General features: G+C 63.8%; 22 protein-coding genes. 14 read left to right on the top strand and 8 right to left on the bottom strand.

Annotated elements, in window-relative coordinates; all coding sequences use genetic code 11:
- Positions 1-1,436: HAMP domain-containing protein (locus ACFFWD_RS30875; protein WP_446680532.1), on the bottom strand; the 1,436-nt coding region annotated here is incomplete at its 3' end.
- 651 nt (positions 1,437-2,087) lie between these two features.
- The gene (locus ACFFWD_RS30870) at positions 2,088-2,387 is read right to left on the bottom strand and encodes a hypothetical protein (protein WP_376971817.1); all 300 of its coding nucleotides are present in this window, start codon (positions 2,385-2,387) and stop codon (positions 2,088-2,090) included.
- 61 nt (positions 2,388-2,448) lie between these two features.
- Here ACFFWD_RS30870 and ACFFWD_RS30865 point away from each other — a divergent pair, with 61 nt between their 5' ends.
- Both ACFFWD_RS30865 and ACFFWD_RS30860 read left to right on the top strand, forming a co-directional pair.
- Positions 2,449-2,649 carry a DUF3072 domain-containing protein gene (locus tag ACFFWD_RS30865; protein WP_376971815.1) on the top strand — a complete coding sequence of 67 codons (201 nt, stop codon included), beginning with the start codon at positions 2,449-2,451 and terminating at the stop codon, positions 2,647-2,649.
- Positions 2,650-2,744: 95 nt separating this feature from the next.
- Positions 2,745-2,999: a hypothetical protein gene (locus tag ACFFWD_RS30860; RefSeq protein WP_376971813.1), complete on the top strand. Its 255-nt coding sequence runs from the start codon at positions 2,745-2,747 to the stop codon at positions 2,997-2,999.
- Between the two features lie 174 nt (positions 3,000-3,173).
- Here the strand turns inward: ACFFWD_RS30860 and ACFFWD_RS30855 are convergent, their stop codons facing one another.
- A complete protein-coding gene (locus ACFFWD_RS30855) occupies positions 3,174-3,431 on the bottom strand; it encodes a hypothetical protein (protein ID WP_376971811.1) in 258 nt (85 codons plus the stop codon).
- A 110-nt stretch (positions 3,432-3,541) separates the two neighbouring features.
- Between ACFFWD_RS30855 and ACFFWD_RS30850 the strand changes: the two genes are divergently transcribed.
- Positions 3,542-5,611 (top strand): ATP-dependent helicase, encoded by a 2,070-nt coding sequence (locus tag ACFFWD_RS30850; RefSeq protein WP_376971809.1) that lies wholly within the window; start codon positions 3,542-3,544, stop codon positions 5,609-5,611.
- 65 nt (positions 5,612-5,676) lie between these two features.
- Here ACFFWD_RS30850 and ACFFWD_RS30845 read toward each other — a convergent pair whose 3' ends face one another.
- The 3 genes from ACFFWD_RS30845 to ACFFWD_RS30835 form a co-directional block, all read right to left on the bottom strand.
- On the bottom strand, positions 5,677-6,828 hold the full coding sequence (locus tag ACFFWD_RS30845; protein WP_376971807.1) for a GyrI-like domain-containing protein: 1,152 nt from the start codon (positions 6,826-6,828) through the stop codon (positions 5,677-5,679).
- A 269-nt stretch (positions 6,829-7,097) separates the two neighbouring features.
- Positions 7,098-7,829 (bottom strand): adenylate/guanylate cyclase domain-containing protein, encoded by a 732-nt coding sequence (locus ACFFWD_RS30840; RefSeq protein WP_376971805.1) that lies wholly within the window; start codon positions 7,827-7,829, stop codon positions 7,098-7,100.
- 87 nt (positions 7,830-7,916) lie between these two features.
- Entirely contained in the window at positions 7,917-8,162 is a 246-nt protein-coding gene (locus ACFFWD_RS30835; RefSeq protein WP_376971803.1) for a PilZ domain-containing protein, read from the bottom strand.
- Positions 8,163-8,422: 260 nt separating this feature from the next.
- On the opposite strand from ACFFWD_RS30835, the gene ACFFWD_RS30830 reads away from it, so the two are divergent.
- A complete protein-coding gene (locus ACFFWD_RS30830; protein WP_376971801.1) occupies positions 8,423-9,829 on the top strand; it encodes an MFS transporter in 1,407 nt (468 codons plus the stop codon).
- 24 nt (positions 9,830-9,853) lie between these two features.
- Positions 9,854-10,255 (top strand): VOC family protein, encoded by a 402-nt coding sequence (locus ACFFWD_RS30825; RefSeq protein ID WP_376971799.1) that lies wholly within the window; start codon positions 9,854-9,856, stop codon positions 10,253-10,255.
- A 268-nt stretch (positions 10,256-10,523) separates the two neighbouring features.
- Here the strand turns inward: ACFFWD_RS30825 and ACFFWD_RS30820 are convergent, their stop codons facing one another.
- Positions 10,524-11,282: a Spy/CpxP family protein refolding chaperone gene (locus tag ACFFWD_RS30820; protein WP_376971797.1), complete on the bottom strand. Its 759-nt coding sequence runs from the start codon at positions 11,280-11,282 to the stop codon at positions 10,524-10,526.
- 475 nt (positions 11,283-11,757) lie between these two features.
- On the opposite strand from ACFFWD_RS30820, the gene ACFFWD_RS30815 reads away from it, so the two are divergent.
- From ACFFWD_RS30815 to ACFFWD_RS30785, 7 genes are all read left to right on the top strand, one after another.
- Positions 11,758-13,098: an ABC transporter substrate-binding protein gene (locus ACFFWD_RS30815; RefSeq protein ID WP_376971795.1), complete on the top strand. Its 1,341-nt coding sequence runs from the start codon at positions 11,758-11,760 to the stop codon at positions 13,096-13,098.
- 123 nt (positions 13,099-13,221) lie between these two features.
- Positions 13,222-14,160, top strand: coding sequence for a carbohydrate ABC transporter permease (locus ACFFWD_RS30810; RefSeq protein WP_376971794.1), 939 nt, complete (start codon positions 13,222-13,224; stop codon positions 14,158-14,160).
- A complete protein-coding gene (locus tag ACFFWD_RS30805) occupies positions 14,160-15,071 on the top strand; it encodes a carbohydrate ABC transporter permease (protein WP_376971793.1) in 912 nt (303 codons plus the stop codon). The genes ACFFWD_RS30810 and ACFFWD_RS30805 overlap by 1 nt, the downstream gene beginning before the upstream one ends.
- Before the next feature lie 4 nt (positions 15,072-15,075).
- The gene (locus tag ACFFWD_RS30800; protein WP_376971791.1) at positions 15,076-16,176 is read left to right on the top strand and encodes an ABC transporter ATP-binding protein; all 1,101 of its coding nucleotides are present in this window, start codon (positions 15,076-15,078) and stop codon (positions 16,174-16,176) included.
- A 31-nt stretch (positions 16,177-16,207) separates the two neighbouring features.
- Positions 16,208-17,197 (top strand): hydroxyacid dehydrogenase, encoded by a 990-nt coding sequence (locus ACFFWD_RS30795; protein WP_376971789.1) that lies wholly within the window; start codon positions 16,208-16,210, stop codon positions 17,195-17,197.
- A 70-nt stretch (positions 17,198-17,267) separates the two neighbouring features.
- Complete coding sequence (locus tag ACFFWD_RS30790) at positions 17,268-18,692, top strand: amidase (RefSeq protein WP_376971787.1); 1,425 nt, start codon at positions 17,268-17,270, stop codon at positions 18,690-18,692.
- 76 nt (positions 18,693-18,768) lie between these two features.
- Entirely contained in the window at positions 18,769-19,299 is a 531-nt protein-coding gene (locus ACFFWD_RS30785) for a hypothetical protein (protein WP_376971785.1), read from the top strand.
- 37 nt (positions 19,300-19,336) lie between these two features.
- Here ACFFWD_RS30785 and ACFFWD_RS30780 read toward each other — a convergent pair whose 3' ends face one another.
- Positions 19,337-19,903, bottom strand: a complete 567-nt coding sequence (locus ACFFWD_RS30780) for a DUF1993 domain-containing protein (RefSeq protein WP_376971783.1) — start codon at positions 19,901-19,903, stop codon at positions 19,337-19,339.
- Between the two features lie 85 nt (positions 19,904-19,988).
- On the opposite strand from ACFFWD_RS30780, the gene ACFFWD_RS30775 reads away from it, so the two are divergent.
- A complete protein-coding gene (locus tag ACFFWD_RS30775; RefSeq protein WP_376971781.1) occupies positions 19,989-20,765 on the top strand; it encodes a transporter substrate-binding domain-containing protein in 777 nt (258 codons plus the stop codon).
- Positions 20,766-20,954: 189 nt separating this feature from the next.
- Positions 20,955-21,791, top strand: coding sequence for a DUF2147 domain-containing protein (locus tag ACFFWD_RS30770; protein ID WP_376971779.1), 837 nt, complete (start codon positions 20,955-20,957; stop codon positions 21,789-21,791).
- Positions 21,792-21,905: the final 114 nt, after the last annotated feature.

Genomic DNA, 21,905 nt, shown 5'->3' with positions numbered 1-21,905 from the left:
ACGTCGACTGTGATCTTCTTCGACAGGTCGCCGCCGGCGACCGCCGTCGTCACCTCGGCGATGTTGCGGACCTGCGCGGTCAGGTTCGACGCCATCGAGTTGACGCTCTCGGTCAGGTCCTTCCAGGTGCCGGCGACGCCGAGCACGTTGGCCTGGCCACCGAGCTTGCCCTCGGTGCCGACCTCGCGCGCCACGCGCGTCACTTCCGAAGCGAAGGCGTTGAGCTGGTCCACCATCGTGTTGAGCGTTTCCTTCAGCTGAAGGATTTCGCCCGACACGTTCACCGTGATCTTCTTCGACAGGTCACCGCCGGCGATCGCGGTTGCGACATCGGCGATGTTACGGACCTGCGCGGTCAGGTTTGACGCCATGAAGTTGACGTTATCGGTGAGGTCCTTCCAGGTGCCGGCCACACCGGGCACCTGGGCCTGGCCGCCGAGCTTGCCTTCGGTGCCGACTTCGCGCGCCACGCGCGTCACTTCGGAGGCAAAGGCATTGAGCTGGTCCACCATGGTGTTGATGGTGTCCTTCAGCTCGAGGATTTCGCCGCGCACGTCCACCGTGATCTTGCGCGAGAGGTCGCCGCGCGCCACGGCGGTGGTCACGTTGGCGATGTTGCGCACTTGCGCGGTCAGGTTGCCGCACATCGCATTCACGGAGTCGGTCAGGTCCTTCCAGGTGCCGGCGACGCCGGGCACGATGGCCTGGCCGCCGAGCTTGCCGTCGGTGCCGACCTCGCGCGCCACACGCGTCACCTCCGAGGCGAAGGAGCGGAGCTGATCGACCATCGTGTTGATGGCTTCCTTCAGCTGCAGGATCTCGCCGCGGACGTCGACCGTGATCTTCTTCGACAGGTCGCCGTTGGCGACCGCGATCGTCACCTCGGCGATGTTGCGGACCTGGCCGGTCAGATTGTTGGCCATCGAGTTGACGCTCTCGGTCAGGTCCTTCCAGACGCCGGTGACTTCCGGCACCTGGGCCTGGCCGCCGAGCTTGCCTTCGGTGCCGACCTCGCGCGCCACGCGCGTCACTTCGGAGGTGAAGACCGACAGCTGCTTGATCATCGTGTTGACGATGTTCGCCGACTGCAGGAATTCACCGCGCAGCGGCCTGCCCTCGACGTCGAGCTGCACGGTTTGCAGCAGGTCGCCTTGCGCCACTGCGGCGACTGCGCGGGTCACCTCACGGGTCGGCCACAACAGGTCGTCGATCAGCGTGTTGATCGAGCTTTCCATGTCGGCCCAGGATCCGCTCGCGAGCCCGAAGTTGACGCGCTGGCGCGTCTGCCCTTCGCGGCCGACCACCTGGCCGACGCGCGCGAGCTGCTGGGCCATGCGCTCATTGGCGGCGGCAATCTCGTTGAAGGCGTCGGCGATCTTGCCTTCGATGCCCAGATAGTCGCCCCGCATGCGCACCGAGAAATCGCCAGCCCGCATCGCCTGCAGCGATTGCAGCAGGTCCTGCGATGAATCGACGTTACCGTTGGCAGATTTGGCGCGACGCGTTTCAGTACGGGGACGAGGTGCGGAACCGAGATCGGTCATGGAATTTCCCCTGCACGCCAGACGCGAATCCACAGACTCGCGCAAATCGGCGCGAACATAAGAATGAGTGCTCTTGATCTAATCAAGCGAGAAACAGCGGTGACTTATCTCGGTAGAGAAACCTAAGGCCCTAATCGCGATTGAAAAATAAAGTTCCCGCGAGCGGGAACTTTCTTCGGCGGCAAGCGTGCCTAGCGATCGGTCGGCCAAGTTCGCCGGATCAATTCCACCCGTTCGATTCGGCCGCACCGCTCGCAGCGGTACTGGATGATGTCCCTGCCTTCGCTGCCCGGATAGCTCGTCTCAAGACGCATCGTCCTGTTGCAGCCGATGCAGGAGATCAGCGTCAGGAGCGGACTGCGATCGTCATTCACCGAGGCTCGAGGTGGAGCGGTCCTGTCGGCGATCATGGACGTCGGTCGATGAGAGTGCGGTAGCCTCACCAGCAGAAAATTCCGGACCCCGGCTAATGGTTCCGCGGCTGAAACCCAATTGTGGCCTTTTGCGGCATGTCGCGGCGGCCGGCCGTCGATCGACGAGCAATCAGGCGCGAGCGTTAGCGCTGCTCGGCTTTGGCTTCAGCGCCTTCACCTTTGCGACCGGCCGGTCGCTCAGGCTTCGGCTCAGCCGTTCGCGGACGGTCGGCAGGTGATCGCCACCACCGGATGCTTGCCATTGCCGGATCAGCTCAGCGACCTCGGCCCGCATCGCCATCAGTCGCATGGACGTCGCGCTGCAATCCATGTCGCGATTGACCTGGTCGCGGATCGCGGCCTCGACCAGCGTCATCTCCGCGCGCAAGGCGCTGATCTTACGACGAATTTCATTAATTCTGTTGTCCATGGCTTTTTAGAACAAAAATAGAACATATTGTCAATGCAGCTTTCGACCTACGAGGTGAAAAATGAGCATGGCAGCGGTGAGGTTTGGCGGGGTTCAGGAGCGGATCGGCGGGCAAATGACCCGTGCCCAAGCCGCCCGTTTGCGGAGCCTTGCCGAGGAGGCCTATCAGCCGAAGCAATACGCGCGCGACCTGACGTTCGAGGAAGCCGAACGCCGCATCAGCGCCCTGAATGCCGAGATCGCACTGGCCAACTCCTTCTAGAGCTCGCCTCGAAGCACGGGCGAGTCAGCGTTAAGAAATGGTATAGGCGACGCAGCTAAGTCTGCCTTGTCGTCGCCTGCGCCGGAGTGCCTTACGTGCTGGAATTGGAGAAGCGATCGCCGCTCGCGTTCGCGATCGCGCTGAAAGACGGACGGGTCCTCGAAACTGTCGGGGACGCGGCGGACTTCCTCTCCGCGCTGAACGCCGACCAGCGCGAACGCACGCACTGGCGGACCGCGATCATGATGTTCAACAACGCGATGCGGGAAGCGCGCTACCTCAAGACCGCCACCATCAACCTGCGGTCCGCGTTGTTGTACGACCGGCTGATCGACGATACAGGCCACTGACTGTGGTGCCGCCGCTACAGCCGAATCAATGCCCTTCCCGTATCGGCGTCTCCGTTATGGCCGCAAACAAGGTAACGGCGGTACACACCGGGGCCTGAAGGTGGCTGCTTCGGCCGCAATCTGGGGCCGCCTGCGAAAGCCAGGCGGTCCGTTTCTTTCCCGGATCATCGATTGTTAGAGCAGCCTCGCGCGGACAAACAACGCGCGCAACGCGCTGGTTGCCTGGATCGTCAGCATCGCGTTGCCGGCCGCGTTCTCCAGCGCGCTGACGGCATCGGCGTGCAGCGAGCGGAATTCCATCCATTCCACGGCGCTGAGATTGGTGATGAAGCGATAGGCCTGGCCGACGGTCGCAAGCGTCACCGTCTCGCCGTTCAGCCGCAGCTTGAACGTCGCCCTCAACGGCGTTTCGGAACTGGATACGTCACCCATGGCGCGGTTGTGCAATGTGAGGCGTTAATGTCAATCTAAATTGCTTCCGCCGTATCGGAGCGTTGCCCCCAATCATCCCGATGTCTGTTAGCGTTTGGTGGGGGTGATTCGTGCCGATCCTTGCCAACACAGCCTATCTGGATGCGCTCAATCCCGAGCAGCGCCGCGCCGTCGTGCACGGCGTCGGCCCGGAGGGCACGATTGGCACGCCGCTCTTGGTGATCGCCGGTGCGGGCTCCGGCAAGACCAACACGCTCGCCCATCGCGTCGCGCATCTGATCGTCGCCGGTGCCGATCCACGTCGCATCCTCTTGATGACGTTCTCCCGGCGCGCCGCCGCCGAAATGGCCGCGCGCGTCGAGCGCATCACGCGCCGCGTGCTCGGCGACAAGGCCTCCGTGATGACGGATGCGCTGAGCTGGGCCGGCACGTTCCACGGCATCGGCGCGCGGCTGTTGCGCGAATACTCCGAGCGCATCGGGCTCGATCCCGCCTTCACCATCCACGACCGCGAGGACTCCGCCGACCTGATGAACCTGGTCCGCCACGACCTCGGGTTCTCCAGGACCGAAAGCCGGTTTCCGACCAAGGGGACCTGCCTTGCGATCTATTCGCGCTGCGTGAATGCGGAGATGGAGATCGAGGCGGTGCTCGGCCAGTTCTTCCCGTGGTGCGCGGGCTGGGCCGGTGAATTGAAGCGGCTGTTCGTAGCTTACGTCGAGGCCAAGCAGCAGCAGAACGTGCTCGATTACGACGACCTCCTGCTCTATTGGGCGCAGATGGTCACGAACAGCGCGCTCGCCGAAGAGATCGGCGGCCGCTTCGACCATGTCATGGTCGACGAATATCAGGACACCAACCGCCTGCAGTCATCGGTGCTGCTGGCGCTCAAGCCGGCGGGCCGCGGCCTCACCGTGGTCGGCGACGACGCGCAGTCGATCTACTCCTTCCGCGCCGCGACCGTGCGCAACATCCTCGACTTTCCGGGCCAGTTCAGCCCGGCCGCCGAGATCGTCACGCTCGACCGCAACTATCGCTCGACGCAATCCATCCTCGCAGCCGCCAACGGCGTGATCTCACTCGCCAAGGAGCGCTTCACCAAGAACCTCTGGACCGAGCGGACGTCGGCGCAGAAGCCGCAACTGGTGGCGGTCCGCGACGAGGCGGACCAGGCGCGCTACATCGTCGAGCAGGTGCTGGCCAATCGCGAGCAGGGCGCGCTCTTGAAGCACCAGGCCGTGCTGTTCCGCACCTCGTCGCACAGCGGCCCCCTCGAGGTCGAACTCACCCGCCGCAACATTCCGTTCGTGAAGTTCGGCGGTCTCAAGTTCCTGGATGCCGCCCATGTCAAGGACATGCTGGCGCTGCTGCGTTTCGTCGAAAATCCGCGTGATCGCGTCGCCGGCTTCCGCATCCTGCACCTGTTGCCCGGCGTCGGGCCGGCATCGGCGCAACGGGTGCTCGACCGCATGGCGGAAGCGGCCGATCCAATCGCGGCGCTCGCCGCCCTGCCCTCGCCGCCGCGCACCGGCGAGGACTGGCGGCTGTTCGTCCAGGCGATCGAGAACCTCAGCTACTCGGAATGGCCTGTCGATATCGAGCGCGCGCGGCTGTGGTACGAGCCGCATCTCGATCGCATCCACGAGGACAGCGAGGTCCGCCGCGCCGACCTGATCCAGCTCGAGCAGATCGCCGGTGGCTATCCGTCGCGCGAACGCTTCCTGACCGAGCTCACGCTCGATCCGCCCGATGCCACCAGCGACCAGGCCGGCGTGCCGCTGCTCGACGAGGACTATCTGATCCTGTCCACGATCCATTCGGCGAAGGGGCAGGAATGGAAATCGGTCTACGTGCTCAACGTCGTTGATGGCTGCATGCCGTCCGACCTCGGTGCCGGCACCAGCGCGGAGCTCGAGGAGGAGCGCCGCCTGCTCTATGTCGCGATGACGCGCGCCAAGGACGATCTGCATCTGGTCGTGCCGCAGCGTTTCTTCGTCCACGGCCAAGCTGCCCGCGGCGACCGCCACATGTACGCCTCGCGCACCCGCTTCATCCCGGAGAAGCTGCTGCCGATGTTCGAGCGGACGATCTGGCCGCGCGCGGCTGCGGCCGAAGCATCACCGGCCGGCCGGACTGCAACGATCGACATCCGCGCAAAAATGCGCGGTATGTGGCGCTGACCTGAAACAACCTGTCCAGGTTCATTCACGAGCTATGGGCGCAAGCCGCGTGTTCAGGCGTTGCCTCAACCAGCGTCCCTGACCGGTTGCCGCAAAATCGTCTTGAGCTTTTCCGGTGGCGTCTTGCGCGCATCGCACAAATAAATCTCGTGATGTGGCCCCGCGAACGTCACGCCCTTCGCGGGCATGATCTCGCTGTGAAGCCTGGCGAGCGTCGGACCTTCGTTGTCGTAGCTGCCGACGTGGAGCGTCTGCAGGCATCGCCCTTCGTCCAATGGCTCGAGGCGGAGCGTGTCCGGTGGCTCACCGAGCTTGGCACGCGATTTTTCCACGGCCGCCTCGTACAGGGCGCTCTCGACAAAGTCGGGCACCATGATCATCATCGTCCATCGCCACAGATGCTTCCGGCGCGCGACGAAATCATCCGGATTGTCGGCCCACCAAAGGCCTTCGAGGGGCGGAACGACGTAGTCCTTGCCCAATTTGGCCTTGGCGGCGAACTTCATGGCGTAGCTCGTGGAATAAATCCACTCGATGGCACGCGCATAGGCAGGATCACGATTTGGATCGCCTGAGCCATCGATCTTGACGAATTGCATGACCGGCACGTCGACGATGGCAAAACTGCCGGCCGGCGCGCTATAGAGCGTTGCGAGTTTCTTCTTGAAATCGATCTTGTCCACGTTCGTCCCTAATCTGTGAATGGTGCGTTGGGTCCAGGCCAGGTCGGCCTCGATCTGCGTGATCGTGTAGTCGAACAGGCATTCGACGAAGTCGGGCAGCGGCCGCTGGCTTTCCCGCTTCTCCCGGAGGCGGGCGAGTTCGACCGACAGCGCGGCCGAACGCCGCCCGAGCGCTTCAAGACCGCAGGCGCCATCGAGTCCCGCCCAGTTGGCCATTCCGAGCAGGACTTCCGGGAAGATGCGGTTGGGCTCACCCAGCAGCCGCACAGTGGTCGCTACCAATGCCTTGCGCCCCTGCGGCGTGATCGAGAACACCTTGGCCGCCTTGGCGCCGCGCTTGGCCCTCGAGGGCCGGGCCAGCCCGCGTTTGCTGAGCTTGTCGAGCAGGAAATAGATCGACGAGAAGCCAATCGGGGTCCACTCGCGCATTCCGCGGGCTTCGATCAGCGCCTCGATCTCGTAACCGTAGCGATTGCCTTCGCCGAGCAGGCTCAGGATGGCGAACTCGGCATCGGACAGCTTTTCTTTCGGCATATTCTAGTACTAGAATATAGCGCCATGCTTTGCAAGATGCCCGGCAAAGAGCGGAGCCGTCCGTCAGCACCCTGCCCGCGACGATCAATGTCCGTCACAAAACGCGCGGCAGAAGCGCTGATCTGGAACTGGAACCCAACTATTCCCACAAGACACGGAACGAACGCGACGTGGCCCCGTTTAGGCGACGTTCGTAATCGGCAAACGACCATCCCCGACGGCTTCGGCGCGCAACGACGTGCCGGAGCCGTCCTTTGCGTTGCGTCAGTTCAGGCAGGGAACAACGTCACCGGTTGATCAAAACCCTTCAGCGCGTAGTCGGTCCCGTTTGCCGTCACCATGTCGCCGGTGCGATCGCGAACCGATGCGGTGACGAGGATCTCGCCAGACATTGCAGCACCTTGCACACGCGCGGCGCGGTTGACGACGGTCCCGACCGCCGTCAGGTCCCGATGGGTCTGACCGAACTCACCGAAATTGGTGTCGCCGCTGTCCATCCCGATTCCGATGCCGATCTCGACATCGCCCGCACCGATGATCCGCACCAGTTCGTCGCGTCGGCGGCGAAAGCTTTGCTGGATCTCGCGCGCAGCCATCAGCGCCTGGACCGCGTGATCGTCCTGCCGCACGGGGAAATTGAAGATCGCGAACACAGCGTCGCCGATTGTCTTGTTGAGGATGCCGTCGTAGCGCCAGATCGCCTTGGCGCAATCATCGTAGAACGCATCCAACAGCGAGGTCAGGCCGTCCGGCGCGATCGTTTGCGTCAGCGTGGTGTAGCCGCGCAGATCGGCGAACATGATCGTGGCATCGATGGTCACGGCACGCGCCTTCATGACCTTCGAGAACGCCATCTCGCAGATCGTGCATGTGTTGGGATTCATCCGGCTCGGCTTGATGCCGAACAGGCGGAACGGCGCCGACAACGGCCCACGCAGCGGGATCGGCATATGCATGTTTTGCCAGCAGCCGAGGCAGATCGCGGCAGGTTCCGGGGTCATCGATGCACCGCCTGTCGTTCCAGAAACGAAACCGCATTCAGCCTAGCACCGTTGCGGCATGGCGGCGGAATTTGTCGGTCGGCGGCGTCAGGCCACGAAGCTGAGGCCGACCCTGTTCCTCTTGGTCCAGATCACCCGGCACTCGTAGACCTGTGAGGAGTCGTTTGCCATCACCAGGCGGAAGCGATGCGGGACGAATGCCGGATTCTCGACGTCGATGGCCGCCCCCTCCGGGGAGATGTTGACGATCACGCAATGCATGACCGAACCTCCTGACGACACGTAGGCGGGCTCGTTGACCTCGGTGCGCGGATGCTTTCGCTTTTCATCCATCAGGTTTGGCCTCGTGGCGTCTCCATGCAGGCTTGGCGTTTGCGAGCCAATTAGTCAACGCCGGGAGCTTACGGTGTCAGGCTCTCGCACCGCGATTTGTGCGCAGCAGTAGCAAGCGCCAATATCGCCTGTGCGCAGATGAGCCCCGCGCCGGCCTGGGCTTGTCGTTCGCGACATCGGCAGGATAGCCTCGGCGATCGGCGGTGCGATGGCGCGACGCCCGCTCTCAAAACAATGAACAGGCGCCAAGGGGAGACGCCATGTTCGAGATTCTCGATCGCCGGACGACTCTGACCGGCAACCAGGTCAAAATCCTCACCGCGGCCATCATCGGCGACGCACTCGAGTTCTTCGACTACTTCCTGATCGGTTTCGTGCTCGCCTTCCTGATCGGGCCCTGGAAGCTCACTTTCGGCCAGTCCGCCACGGTGCTGATGAGCTCCGGGATCGGCGCCATCCTGGGGGCCTATCTCTGGGGCTGGCTCGCCGACCGGATTGGCCGCCGCATCGTGTTCATCGGCACCGTGCTGAACTTCTCGGTCGCGACCGGCATGCTCTACTTCACGCCCGACAATGGCTGGGTCTACCTGGCGATCCTGCGCTTCTTCGTCGGCACCGGCGTCGGCGGGCTCTATTGCGTGGACCTGCTGCTGGTCCAGGAGTTCATGCCGTCGCACAAGCGGGGTTGGGTCGGCGGCCTCGTTACCTGCGTGATCCCGCTCGGCGTCGGTCTCGGCGCGGTTCTAGGAGCGGTCATGGGCACCGACCAGTGGCGGCTCCTGTTTGCGATCGGTGTGCTGCCGTCGCTCCTGGTGCTGCTGGTTCGCATCTGGGTCCCCGAATCGCCGCGCTGGCTGTGCCGCCAGGGACGTTACGATGAAGCGCGCAAGTCGCTCGCTTGGGCCCTGCAGGTCCAGCCCTCGGAACTGCCGCTGCCGACCGCGGCCGATGCCGGCCCCATCGTCAAGACGAGCTGGCTCGACCTGTTCAAATATCCGCGCAGCCTGATCGTCTCCTGGCTCGGCAATGCGGGCGCGCAGACCGGCGTCTATGGCATCACGTTGTGGGCGCCGGCGCTGTTCGTGTTGCTCCTGAACGTCGCGCCGCAGCAAGCCGCCAAGATGATGATCCTGCTCAGCGTCTCCGGCTTCATCGGCCGCATCTCCTTCTCCTACTTCTCGGAGCTTTTGGGGCGGCGCACCGCCGGCGGCCTGCTCGGCTTCGGCGCGGGCGCCCTGACCATCATCGCCGGCTATCACTACGACGCCACGCTGTTCGGGATGTCGGCGTTCTGGCTAATCCTAGCCGCAGCGTTCTTCTTCGCCGACGGCGGTTTCGCGATCGTCGGCCCTTACGCGGCGGAGGTCTGGCCCTCGCATCTGCGCACCACCGGCATGGGCTCGGCCTACGGCTTCGGCGGCATCGGCAAGATCATCGGGCCGGTCGGCCTCGCATTGATCGTCGGCTCGAGCAACTACCTCAAGCCGGACGTGCCGTTGACCCAGATCCCGACCGCTTTCCTCTATCTCGGCTGCTGGTTCCTGATGGCGGGCTGCGTCTACTATTTCCTGGGCATCGAGACCCGAGGCAAGTCGATCGAGCAAATCGACAGGGAGCTGAACGCGTCGGCCGACGTCGCGGCCTCCGCGACGATCCACCAAGCCTAACCCGATTTCTCAGGGAGAAGAACCATGCCATTGGGCGGACTGCAGCATTACACCATCGAACCGCAGGATCTCGAGAAGGCCAGGGAGTTCTATTGCGATGTGCTCGGGCTCGAGAACGGCGATCGTCCGCCGCTCGATTTCCCGGGCTACTGGCTCTACTCGGGCGGACAGGCGACCGTCCATCTGATGGGGACCCGCAAGCCGCGCGAAGGCATCGTCGTGCGCGGCACGGAGAGGAAATACGAGGACACCGGCCGGCTCGACCATATCGCCTTCGCCGCCACAGACATCGAAGGAGTGCGCAAGCGGCTGCAAGCCAAGAACGTCAAATTCCGTGAGCAGATCGTGCCGCGCACCGGCGACACCCAGATCTTCCTCTACGATCCCGATGGCGTCGGGGTGGAGCTGAATTTCCCTAAGACCTGAGTGGCAGTGCTCCGATCACGGCGTTCGATCGACGGTATCGGAGCGGGGCCACACGCCGGCCGACGTCGTTTGTCTCGGTACAACCAGGTTCCCGACAAGGCCTCGACTCGGCCATCAGTCGGGCGCGATCTGGACCGCTTTTCTTCAACATTGGCTGACGAGGTAGGCGGGCCGCGCCGCTGCGGCAGGATAGCCGGGTGCCCGTGCCTTCAACCCTACCCCAGGGCCTGGCGGCCCGGCTATTCGTCCCCACTTTTGCGCCGCGTTGCTAATCAAGCCCGCGCTCGTGGCTGAGGCGGACCATCTCCCCGATGAAGATCTGCTTCTGCTTGTCGTCGAGGCTCGCAAACAAAGGCTCGGCCGCATCTGCAACATTGCGCTGATCCACCGCGCGGTCATTCAGGAACTGCGCCTCGTTGCGCATCTGCTCGATGACGTCGTCGGGCGGATCGCGCTGGGCGCGCGCGATCCGCAGGTTGAGGCGATCGGCACCATTATGGCCAAGATAGTGCATTGCACTGTTGAACCCGGCCCAATGCTTCTCCTGCTCCGCGGTCAGGTTCAGTTCCTTCTTGATCCGCTCGATGTTGGCATCGCTGTTGGCGACGATCTGCTCCGCCGTGAGTTGCGGCGCGCCGTCCTGGGTCAGGACAGTCGGCTGCTTGGCGCCCTTGTCCTTGGCGACCTTGGCCGATTTGGTGGCCTTGGCGCCCTGCTTGTCGCCGGGCGCGGCGGCCTGCGGCTGTGCGGTCTTGGCGTTGGCCGCGTTGCCGTTGGGGTTATTTGAGTTGTTGCCGGTGAGGACGCCGGTGACACCCGTCACGACGCCGACCACGCCGCCGATCGCGCCGCCCAGAACGCCGCCGACCGGCCCGGCCGCCTTGTTGCCCTCGCGGGCGCCTTTCTCGACGCCTTGCACGATCTGCGCATCAACGATGTGAGGTGCGGCGAGAAGCATGGCGGCGGCCACGCCAAGTGCGCCGCACAGTCTCCACCGCGCGCGCAGCTTCGCTACCGGGCTGGGCATGATCTGGTCTCCATGATCGATCGTGGGTTTTACGGGTTTGAAGTTCATCGGAGGGAGGACACGTCGCCGAATCTGGATTCTAACGGCTCCGCTCCGATCGAGTCTATCGGTCGGGCCGGGCACGAAGATAACTTAAGCTTCCGTCACCGATCGGCCGGATCCAGCCGCATAGAACCTGCGGCGCAACCGCGCAGCGCCTGGCGCGCAGCGATGGCGACGGCGCGTGCGCCGCAACATGAACAATTGATAGCGCTGCCAAATCGCACCGCAAATGCCGCCGCGCGCACCACTGCCTCCGGTTTGTACACAACGTTAGTTCAATGCGAGGCGCATATCTGATTTCTCGACAGGCGCCGGCAATTCTGTTCTGATCGGGACAACGAAATCTCTAGGTTCCGCCTTGCAGCGGCGCACACAAAAACAACAACGGGATTTCCAAAGCCTTTGTCCGTCGGCTCACCAGGGAGGGAACGCCATGACACGGAAGAAGCTTTCACGACGACAATTCGTTGCTGCGACAGCGCTGTCATCGGCGGCACTGATCACGGCACCTTATGTGCGTGGCGCCTACGCTGCCGGAAAGCTCTCAATGGGCTTCTGGGATCACTGGGTGCCTGGCGCCAACAAGGCATCCACCGACCTCGTCAACGAGTGGGCCGCGAAGGAAAAGGTCGAGGTCCAGATCGATTACATCACAAGCCAGGGCAACAAGAACCTGCTGACGATCGCGGCCGAGGCGCAGGCGAAGTCCGGCCACGATATCCTCGCCATGCCGACCTGGTGGGCACACGCCAATTCGGAACAGCTTGAATCCGTCAACGACATCATGGGCCCGATCATCGCCGAGAACGGCGAGGTCAACGGCACGGTGAAATATCTCGGCCAGGCCGACGGCAAATGGCTGGGCGTGCCCGCCTGCGTGGGCAGCCAGATCAAGGGCCCCTGCTCGCGCATTGACCTCATGAAGAAGCATGCCGGCATCGACGTGCAGGAGATGTATCCCGCCGGCGCTCCGCCCAAGGCGGACAACTGGACGCTGGATACCTTCCTCAAGGCGGCCGAGGCCTGCCATAAGGCTGGCGTGCCCTTCGGCATCGGACTTGGCGAAACCACCGACAGCGTCGACACATGCGGCGCGATCTTCCAGTCGTTTGGCGCGCAGCTCGTGGACGCCAAGGGCAATCTCTCGGTCAAGACCGATGCGGTGCGCCAGGCGCTCGACTACTACAAGAGGCTCATCGGCTTCCTGCCGCCAGACGCGGCCGCCTGGGATGATGCTTCCAACAACAAGTGGCTGGTTTCGGGCAGAGGCGCGTTGATCATGAATCCGCCGAGCGCCTGGGCCGTTGCAAAACGCGACGCGCCGCAGGTTGCCGAGCAGTGCTGGACCCACGGCTTCCCGGCCGGTCCGAAAGGACGCTTTGCGCCGTTCCTGCCCTATTTCTGGAATATCTGGAGCTTCTCCAAGAACAAGGAGGCCGCGAAGAGCCTGCTCGTCCACCTGTCGAAGCCGGCCTCGATCGAGAAGATGGTGGTGGCGAGTGGCGGCTATGACCTGCCGGCGTTCGAGAAGCTGACGACGCTGAAGGTCTGGCAGGAGGAAGGGCCGCCGAAAGGCACCCTGTACCATTACCCGAACCCCTATAACCACCAGATCCTGTCGATCGCGACATCGCCGGCACCGCCGAAAGTGGCTCAGCAGATCTACGCCCAGGCAACGCTGACCAAGATGTGCCTGCGCTATCATCAGGGAGAGTCGATGGAGAAGACGCTCGCTTGGGCTGAAGGCGAGTGCGAAGGGTTCATGCGGACCTGAGACCTGAGCATGCGCCGTCGGCCTGTTTGACGACGGGCGGCGGCGCATTCGCTCCCGTGTTCATCTGACCGGAAGTCGGCCCATGCCGGCTTTACAGCGACCCATTCCGCAGGGACATCAATCATGGCCGACGTCGTAGTTCAGCAAGGCACCGCCGCCCGCACGGCGAGGACCGGCAAGCGCTCCAGCATGCGCTATGCGCTGAGACGAAAATCAACCGCGGCGTTCCTGATGACGCTGCCGCTGATCCTCTTGATCGGCATCCTGGTCATCTATCCTGCGCTCTATTCCCTGCATCTGGCGACGCTGAACAAGTCGATGGTGAAATTCGTCGGCTTTGGCAATTTCGAATTCCTGTTCAAGCGCGAAACTTTCTGGCTGGTCGTCAAGCAGTCCTGCATCTTCGCGATCTCGGCGGTGATCTTCAAAGCGCTGATCGGCTTCATCGTCGCGCATTTCGTGCATAACGTGCCTGCCAACAAGCAGCGCAAATGGCGCGGCATGCTGCTGGTGCCGTGGGTGATCCCGCCGGCGATGAGCACGCTCGCCTGGCTGTGGCTGTTCGACCCGTCTTACAGCGCCTTCAACTACACCCTGTCGTTCTTCGGCATCGGACCGATCGCGTGGACCGGCGATGCGATGTGGGCGCGGTTCTCCGTCATCCTGGTCAACGTCTGGTACGGTGCGCCGTTCTTCATGATCATGTATCTGGCGGCGCTGAAATCGGTGCCCGAACAGCTCTATGAAGCGGCAGCGATCGACGGCGCCAATTGGTGGCAACGCATCTGGTACGTGACGCTGCCGATGATGCGCAACATCATCGCGATCACGACGCTGTTCTCGCTGATCGTGACCTTCGCCAATTTCGACATCGTGCGCATCCTGACCGCCGGCGGGCCGCTCGACCACACCCACATCTTCGCCACCTGGGCGTTCCGCGTCGGCATCGAGGGCAGCGACATTCCGCTCGGCGCCAGCGTCTCGTTGTTCATGGTGCCGATCCTCGCGGTCGCGGCGATCTTCATCCTGCGCGATGTCTCCAAACGCGGGAACGAAGCCTGATGAGCACGGCGACGATCGACAAGGCCGGACCGACCCGCAAGGTCAAGTATGGCAGCATGAGCCGCGACCGCGCCTGGGCGCTACGCTGGTCGTATTTCTTCCTGACGCTGTTTGCGATCTTCTCGCTGGTGCCGCCGCTCTACATGCTGATCACCTCGCTCAAGAGCAGCGCGGAAATCTCGGCGGCGACCAATCCGTGGTGGGTGTTCCATCCGACGCTCGAAAACTACATCGGCCTTTTGACATCGAACCAGTTCCTGCGCTTCTTCTGGAATTCGGCGTGGGTCTCGATCATCGTGGTGACGATCACCATGCTGATCAGCGTGCCGGCGGCATTCGCGCTGTCGCGGATGCGATTCTGGGGTTCGGCTACGCTCGCGACTGGCGTGTTCCTGACTTACCTCATTCCTGACAGCCTGCTGTTCATTCCGCTGTTCAAGATGTTCGCCGTGATCGGCGACTGGACCGGGATCCAGCTGGTCAACAAGTGGTACGTCCTGCTCTTCATCTATCCCACCTTGACGGTGCCATTCTGCACCTGGATCATGATCGGCTATTTCGCCTCGATCCCGAAGGAATTGGATGAGGCTGCGATCATCGACGGCGCGAGCTGGTTCCAGACGCTGACGCGGATCTTCATCCCGGTTGCATTGCCCGGCCTGATCGCCGCGACGATCTTCGCCTTCACCGTCTCCTGGGCCCAGTTCCTTTATCCGCTGGTGTTCACGACCTCGACCGACCAGCTCGTGCTGCCGGCCGGCATCATCACCACCCTGATCAAGGGCGACGTGTTCAACTGGGGTCAGATCATGACCGGAGCCCTGCTCGGCGCCGCACCGCCGCTGATCATCTACGCCTTCCTGATGGATTACTACATTGCCGGCCTGACCGCCGGTGCGACAAAGGGTTGACCTCATGGCTGACGTTACGTTGCGTAAGGTGGTGAAGCGTTACGACGACGTCGAGGCGGTGCGCGGCATCGACCTCGACATTGCGGACCATGAGTTCGTGGTGCTAGTCGGGCCGTCCGGCTGCGGCAAGTCCACCACGCTGCGGATGATCGCGGGACTCGAGGACATCTCCGACGGCGACATCATGATCGGCGGCGACGTCGTCAACGACGTCCCGCCAAAAGATCGCGACATCGCGATGGTGTTCCAGAACTACGCGCTCTACCCGCACATGACGGTCGCCGAGAACATGTCGTTCGGGCTGCGCCTCAAGCATTACCCCAAGGCCGAGATCAAGGCCCGGGTGACGGAAGCCGCCCGCATGCTCGACATCACTGACCTGATCGACCGCAAGCCGAAGCAGCTCTCCGGCGGCCAGCGCCAGCGCGTCGCGATGGGCCGCGCCATCGTTCGCAATCCCAAGGTGTTCCTGTTCGACGAGCCGCTCTCCAACCTCGACGCCAAGCTGCGCGTGCAGATGCGGATCGAGATCAAGAAGGTGCATCAGAAGGTCCGCACCACGACCGTCTACGTCACCCACGACCAGGTCGAGGCCATGACGCTCGCCGATCGCGTGGTGGTGATGAATCACGGCCGCATCGAGCAGATCGGCACGCCGCACGAGCTCTACCACACGCCGGCGACGCGTTTCGTCGCGAGCTTCATCGGTTCGCCGGCGATGAATTTCGTGCCGTGCCGTCTCGAGGAGGTCGGAGGTCAACTGCACGCGAGGGTGACCGACCGCCTCGCCTTTCCGCTGCCGGCCGCATGCGCGGCGCGCTATCAGGCCGTGCCACGCACCGACAAGCTCCTGCTCGGCATCCGGCCGGAGCATGTCACCGAGGCCGGCATGCATGCAGAACCGGGCGTCGAGCCGTTCGACGCCGCCCTCGACGTCACCGAGCCGATGGGCATGGAGACGCTGGTCTATTTCACGCTCGATGGCACCCAGATCTGCGGCCGCGTCAATCCCAACGCCGGCGCGCAGGATGGCCGCCCGCTTCGAATGGCTGTGGACCTCAACAATATGCATTTGCTAAACGAGGTGACCGGCGCTGTCCTTTGACGGCGCAAGAAGCAACAGCCAAGGGCAGGAAATGGCTACCAACAAGAAGAAGATTTTCATCACCCAGACCTTCTCGCCCAGCGCGCGGGCGATCATGAATGAACGGGATGACGTCGAACTCATCGAATTTCCGAACCTGATCTCGGCCAAGGATTTCGAGGCCCTGCTGAAGCAGCACGCGCCGGTTCACGGCGTGGCGCTCGGCGCCACCCGTTTCGGCGAACCGGAGCTGGAAGCGTCCGGCGGTATGGAGGTCGTGACCCGGATCGGTGTCGGCTACGACGCGGTCGACGTGCCGGCGCTGTCCCGCCGCAAGGTGCCGCTGATGGTGGCGGGCACCGCGAACTCGCCGTCGGTGGCCGAACAGGCGCTGTTCATGATGCTGACGCTGGCCAAGCGGGCGCAGGAGATGCACGCCGTGGTCAAGGACGGCACCTGGGCGAGCCGGCTCGGCGTGCTGCCGTTCGACCTCTACGGCAAGACCGTGCTGATCGTCGGCTTCGGCCGCATCGGCAGTCGCACTGCCAAGCGCTGCCTTGCGATGGAAATGAACGTGCTGGTGTACGACCCCTACAAGCCGGCCAGCGAGATCGCGGCCGCCGGCTGCGAGGCGGTGCCGGATCTCGACGCCGCGCTGCCGCGCGCCGATTTCGTCACGATCCATTGCCCGAAGACGCCGGAAACGGTCGGGATGTTCAACGCGGCGCGCTTCAGGTTGATGAAGCCGACCGCCTACCTCATCAACACCGCCCGCGGCGGCATCGTCGACGAGAAGGCGCTGCACGACGCGCTGGTGTCGGAAAAGCTGGCGGGCGCCGGCCTTGACGTGTTCGAGGTCGAGCCTCCGCCGGTCGGTCAGCCGCTGCACACCCTGCCGAACGTGATCATGGCGCCGCACGTCGCCGGCGTCACCGTGGAAGCGGTCGATCGCATGAGCGAGCAGACGGCACGCAATATCCTGAGCGTGCTGGACGGCACTCCGCTGCGCCAGAACGTGATCAATCAGGACGTCCTCGGCTGAGCTTTCGCTCGTCCCCAATCTGCGCCGCGGCCGATCCTTGAAGCTCGGCCCGGCGACCAGGAGCACGCACATGGCTTTCAAGGAATTCGGCAACCACGATGCGGTCGGCCTCGCCGAACTCGTGCGCAAGAAAGAGGTGACGCCGAAGGAGTTGCTGGACGAGGCGATCGCCCGCACGGCGAAGATCGATCCGCAGATCAACGCCGTTGTCGTCAAGCATTACGATTACGCCGAGCGACAGATCGCCAAAGGCCTGCCCGACGGCCCCTTCACCGGCGTGCCGTTCCTGCTGAAGGACCTCGATCTCCTCGAGGGCACGCGCACCACGTCGGGCGCAACCCTGCTCAAGGACTTCGTCGCCGATCACAACGGCACGCTCGCCCAGCGCTTCCTCGACACCGGGGTCACAATCTTCGGCAAGAGCTCGAGCCCCGAATTCGGCTTGATGCCGACGACGGAGTCGCGCCTGTTCGGCCCGACGCGCAATCCCTGGAATCTCGATCACTCCTCCGGCGGCTCGTCCGGCGGTGCCGGTGCGGCGGTCGCCGCGCGCATCCTGCCAGTGGCGCATGCCAGCGATGGTGGCGGCTCGATCCGGATCCCGGCTTCCGCCTCCGGCGTGTTCGGCATGAAGCCGACGCGGGCGCGCAACCCGCTCGGCCCCGATCGGGGCGAAGGCTGGGGCGGATTTTCAGTCGGCCATGTGCTCAGCATCAGCGTGCGCGACAGCGCCGTGATGATGGACGCGATCCATGGCCCTGAGCCGTCGAGCCCGTATGTCGCGCCGCCACCGCTGCGTCCGTTCTCGCAGGAGGTCGGCCGCGATCCCGGCCGCTTGCGCATCAGCTTCACCGACAAATCGCCCTATGGCGATGCCATCGATCCCGAGATCGCCGCGGCGGTCCGCGAAATCGCGAAACTGCTTGCCGGCCTCGGTCATCATGTCGAGGAGCGCGCACCGCCGCTTGCGGCCGATCCGGCCGCCGTCATGACGACGATCGTCGGCGGCAACACCGCCCTGACGGTCCGACTGCTCGAGCAGCGCGTCGGCCGACCCCTGACGTCCGACGATCTCGAACGGTTGACGCTCGCCAGCGCGCAGAATTCTCAGAAGCAAGCCCCGGTCGACTATGTCGCCGCACAGCTCGCCGCATTCCAGATCTCGCGCGGCCTTGCGACCTTCTTCGAGGGCTGCGACGTCTTCCTCAGCCCGACGCTGTGCGCGCCACCGATCCGGATCGGCGAGTTGAACACGATGTCCGAGGATCTCGGTCACATCGCGCCGATTCTGCGCCGCTACATGCCGGGCACCTCGATGTTCAACATGTCCGGCCAGCCGGCGATGTCGGTGCCGCTGGCCTGGAACAAGGCGGGACTTCCGCTCGGCATGATGTTCGCGGCCAAGCTCGGCCAGGAAGGGCTTCTGTTCCGCCTCGCAAGCCAGCTCGAGCAAGTCCGGCCCTGGAATGACAGGCGTCCGCCGGTATCTGCGTAGGCTGACAAAATCCAGCCCCATCAGGTAGATAGGAGTCGTCCAGGCGCCATTCGGGCGCCTGCCTGGAGGCTGAACCGTGAATCAAGGCGACCCGACTGACAATGCGCTCGCGGCGATCGCGAGCATTCTGGATCAGACGACCTCGCCGCCCGAGGCGGCCAAGGCATCTGACAAGGCATCTGACAAGCCCGCAGAAAAGGCACCGGACAAGTCACCCGATTCAGTGGAAGAGGTGCTCGTGGTGTTGCCGCCGCCCTTGCCCCCGCCGGATGAGCCGGAGTTGATCGAGCCGGAGCCGATCCAACCCGCGCCGCCGCCGATTCAGCCGATTGAGGCCAACGGCTATTCCAAGGCCGGACCCGGCCCCATGGCCGCCTTGCGCTTCAGATGGACCGTTCGCGAGGACAATGGCCGTTACTTCGTCGACGAAACCGTCGGCGAGGCGTCGCCTTCGCTCGTCAACGGTCCGTTCGACAGCGACGAAGCGATCAAATTCGTCGACGAGCGCGAGGCGGAAGCGCGGCAGCGTTTCGAACATTTCAAGCAGGAAATGCTTGGCCGCGCCGCCGCCGCGGACCTCGCGCGCAAGGACAACAGCGAAGCGTAGGGCTTCGATCGGACAGATCAGGATCAAAGAAGAAGCTCTACGCCTGCGGGGCTCGCGGTGGTCCCAAGAAGTCCTTCTTGGCGAGGTCGACACCGGCATGGCGCAGGATGTCGTAGGCCGTCGCGACGCGGAAGAAGAACTGCGGCAGGCTGAAGGTCAGAAGCAACGATCTGCCCGTGAACTGGCGCGTCGCCCCGCTCCGGAACGTGAACACCACATCCTTGTCTGTAGCGGCGTCGATCGCTGCAGGTGGCAGGCCTTCGGCGAAATCGATCGTCGCCGCTATCCGTGATTTCAGCTCGGCGATGCCAGGCTCGCTGCTTGCGATGCCAGGCTCGCAGCTTGCGATGCCGCGCTCGCTGTTTGCGAAGGCGAGCGGCTCGCAACCGGCAAGTAGCGCGCAGCTCAGAATGACGTGACGGTTGGTCTCCTCGACCTGCTGGCGCAGGCTGAACATGTTCGGCGCAAGCCTGAGCCCGAGCAGCACCGCCGGATCGATCTTGCGCGCAGTCGCATGGGCCGCGGCGTGGTCAAGCAGGCCAGCGAGATTGCGCAGATACGGCACATAGACGCCGACGGACGCTTCGTGAAGCGAAATGGTCACCCTGGCCCCCGCGATGCTGGCTCAAACGCGACATCTGGTCTAAATGCTCGGCAACGACGTGTCATCGGGATTGACGGAGAATTTGATGTTTCGCGCATTGGCTGGCCTCGTCCTGGTGTTCCTTGCCACCGCGGCGAACGCTCAGCAGGCCGCCCCTTCCCGTCTCGATGAGATCGTCAAGCGCGGCACGTTGCGGGTCGGCATGACCGGGGACTATTTGCCCTTCACCTATCTCGACAAGCAGACCCAGACCTTCCGCGGCTTCGACGTCGACATGGCCGAAGCGCTCGGCAAGGCGCTCGGCGTCAAGGTCGAGTTCGTGCCGACCGCCTGGCCGCAACTGATGAAGGATTTCGAGGCCGACGGTTTCGACGTCGCGATGGGCGGCGTATCCATTACCTTCGACCGGCAGAAGAAGGGCCTGTTCTCGACGCCAATCATGCGCGAGGGCAAGACGCCGATCGCGCGCTGCGCCGACAAGGGCAAGTTCGACACCATCGCCGACATCGACCGACCTGGCACCCGTGTCATCGTCAATCCCGGCGGCACCAACGAGCGTTTCGTGCGTGCCAATGTGAAGAACGCCGAAATCCGCGTTTTCAACGACAACACCACAATCTTCGACGAGATCGCGAAGGGCGATGCCGACCTGATGATGACGGACGCGTCCGAGACGCGCTACCAGCAGAAGCTGCATCCCGGGGTGCTCTGCGCGGTGCACCCGGACAAGCCGTTCGACTTTTCGGAGAAGGCGTATTGGCTGCAGCGCGACGTAGCGCTGAAGGCCTTCGTCGACCAATGGCTGCACATCGCGATCGAGGATGGCACGTTCAGGAAGATCTACACTGCATGGTTCGAATGAGCTGCGGCAAATTCGCCGTCGCCGCGCCCAAAATTGACCACCTCAGAGGGCGAAACTAGGCCGAATTTCAGCCCTTTGAACCCAAAGCCGTTAGCACACGACTCATGTTTTGAACGTGACCTCGGTCACGTTCAATGAGGCTGCCGCCGCGTAGTCTCGGGGATGGGATTCCCTGCACTGGAGGTCGAGATGAAGAAGCTTCTGGCTATCGCCACGCTTTTGTTGGCGAGCACCGCTGCTGCGCAGGCCCAGTATACCTTCGAATACGGCGGCCGCACCATCCGGATCGATCCCGATCGCGGAACGGTCTCGATCCCCGGCGTCTACGACAACACCCCGCGCAAGACCAAGCGTGCCAAGGGCGATGACGCCGACCAGAAGCGCAAGCCCGCCGCGGCGCAACAGGCCAAGACCGATCCGCAGGCCGCGCCCGCCAACGCAGCTCCGGAGGCGGCCCCGCTGCCTGCGCCGGCCGAGCAGGCCGCCGTCCCGGCTGCGCCGCCAGCGACGGCAGCGGCCGCGCCTGCAGTTGCACCCGCGACCGCCGCGGTCGCGCCGGCCGAGACCGCCGCCGCACCAGCACCTCCGCCTGCTCCACCTGCGCCGCCGGTGCAACAGGAGGCCGCGCCGCCACCGGCCGCAAGGCCTGCGCCAGCACCTGCCGTCGCCGCGATCCCGCCGTCACCAGCTCCTGCAACGCGCCCCGCTACCGCTCCGGCGCAGATGGCTAACTCGCCGCTCGGCGTTTGGCTGACGGAAGAAAAGGATGGCAAGATTCGCATCGAGCAGTGCGGCGCCAATCTCTGCGGCTACGCCGTCGACAAGCGATCGAACCAGAACGGTGAACAGGTCCTGATCAACATGAAGCCCGGCAAGGACAAGTGGAGCGGCCGTATTCTCGATCCGAACACCGGCAGCACCTACGACTCCACGATCGCGCTGAAAGGCGCCGACACATTGCGCGTCCAGGGCTGCGCCTTGGGCGGCATGTTCTGCGGCGGCCAGACCTGGACGCGGGTGAACTGAGGCCTCCTGTGTAGCCCGGATGGAGCGCAGCGTAATCCGGGTTGCCGTCCCATCAAGAAGCCCCGGATTTCGCTGCGCTCCATCCGGGCTACGTAGGCCGAGAAACAAAAAAGC

The sequence above is a fragment of the Bradyrhizobium erythrophlei genome (genome assembly GCF_042430365.1).
Taxonomy (GTDB): domain Bacteria; phylum Pseudomonadota; class Alphaproteobacteria; order Rhizobiales; family Xanthobacteraceae; genus Bradyrhizobium; species Bradyrhizobium erythrophlei.
This window is presented reverse-complemented; position numbering and strand designations above follow the sequence as displayed.

What these genes read in the sequence shown, in the direction of transcription:
- ACFFWD_RS30870 (WP_376971817.1), bottom strand. Translation starts at nt 2,387, where the DNA reads ATGGACAACAGAATTAATGAAATTCGTCGTAAGATCAGCGCCTTGCGC.
- ACFFWD_RS30865 (WP_376971815.1), top strand. Translation starts at nt 2,449, where the DNA reads ATGAGCATGGCAGCGGTGAGGTTTGGCGGGGTTCAGGAGCGGATCGGC.
- ACFFWD_RS30855 (WP_376971811.1), bottom strand. Translation starts at nt 3,431, where the DNA reads ATGGGTGACGTATCCAGTTCCGAAACGCCGTTGAGGGCGACGTTCAAG.
- ACFFWD_RS30845 (WP_376971807.1), bottom strand. Translation starts at nt 6,828, where the DNA reads ATGCCGAAAGAAAAGCTGTCCGATGCCGAGTTCGCCATCCTGAGCCTG.
- ACFFWD_RS30840 (WP_376971805.1), bottom strand. Translation starts at nt 7,829, where the DNA reads ATGACCCCGGAACCTGCCGCGATCTGCCTCGGCTGCTGGCAAAACATG.
- ACFFWD_RS30835 (WP_376971803.1), bottom strand. Translation starts at nt 8,162, where the DNA reads ATGGATGAAAAGCGAAAGCATCCGCGCACCGAGGTCAACGAGCCCGCC.
- ACFFWD_RS30830 (WP_376971801.1), top strand. Translation starts at nt 8,423, where the DNA reads ATGTTCGAGATTCTCGATCGCCGGACGACTCTGACCGGCAACCAGGTC.
- ACFFWD_RS30825 (WP_376971799.1), top strand. Translation starts at nt 9,854, where the DNA reads ATGCCATTGGGCGGACTGCAGCATTACACCATCGAACCGCAGGATCTC.
- ACFFWD_RS30820 (WP_376971797.1), bottom strand. Translation starts at nt 11,282, where the DNA reads ATGCCCAGCCCGGTAGCGAAGCTGCGCGCGCGGTGGAGACTGTGCGGC.
- ACFFWD_RS30815 (WP_376971795.1), top strand. Translation starts at nt 11,758, where the DNA reads ATGACACGGAAGAAGCTTTCACGACGACAATTCGTTGCTGCGACAGCG.
- ACFFWD_RS30810 (WP_376971794.1), top strand. Translation starts at nt 13,222, where the DNA reads ATGGCCGACGTCGTAGTTCAGCAAGGCACCGCCGCCCGCACGGCGAGG.
- ACFFWD_RS30805 (WP_376971793.1), top strand. Translation starts at nt 14,160, where the DNA reads ATGAGCACGGCGACGATCGACAAGGCCGGACCGACCCGCAAGGTCAAG.
- ACFFWD_RS30800 (WP_376971791.1), top strand. Translation starts at nt 15,076, where the DNA reads ATGGCTGACGTTACGTTGCGTAAGGTGGTGAAGCGTTACGACGACGTC.
- ACFFWD_RS30795 (WP_376971789.1), top strand. Translation starts at nt 16,208, where the DNA reads ATGGCTACCAACAAGAAGAAGATTTTCATCACCCAGACCTTCTCGCCC.
- ACFFWD_RS30790 (WP_376971787.1), top strand. Translation starts at nt 17,268, where the DNA reads ATGGCTTTCAAGGAATTCGGCAACCACGATGCGGTCGGCCTCGCCGAA.
- ACFFWD_RS30775 (WP_376971781.1), top strand. Translation starts at nt 19,989, where the DNA reads ATGTTTCGCGCATTGGCTGGCCTCGTCCTGGTGTTCCTTGCCACCGCG.
- ACFFWD_RS30770 (WP_376971779.1), top strand. Translation starts at nt 20,955, where the DNA reads ATGAAGAAGCTTCTGGCTATCGCCACGCTTTTGTTGGCGAGCACCGCT.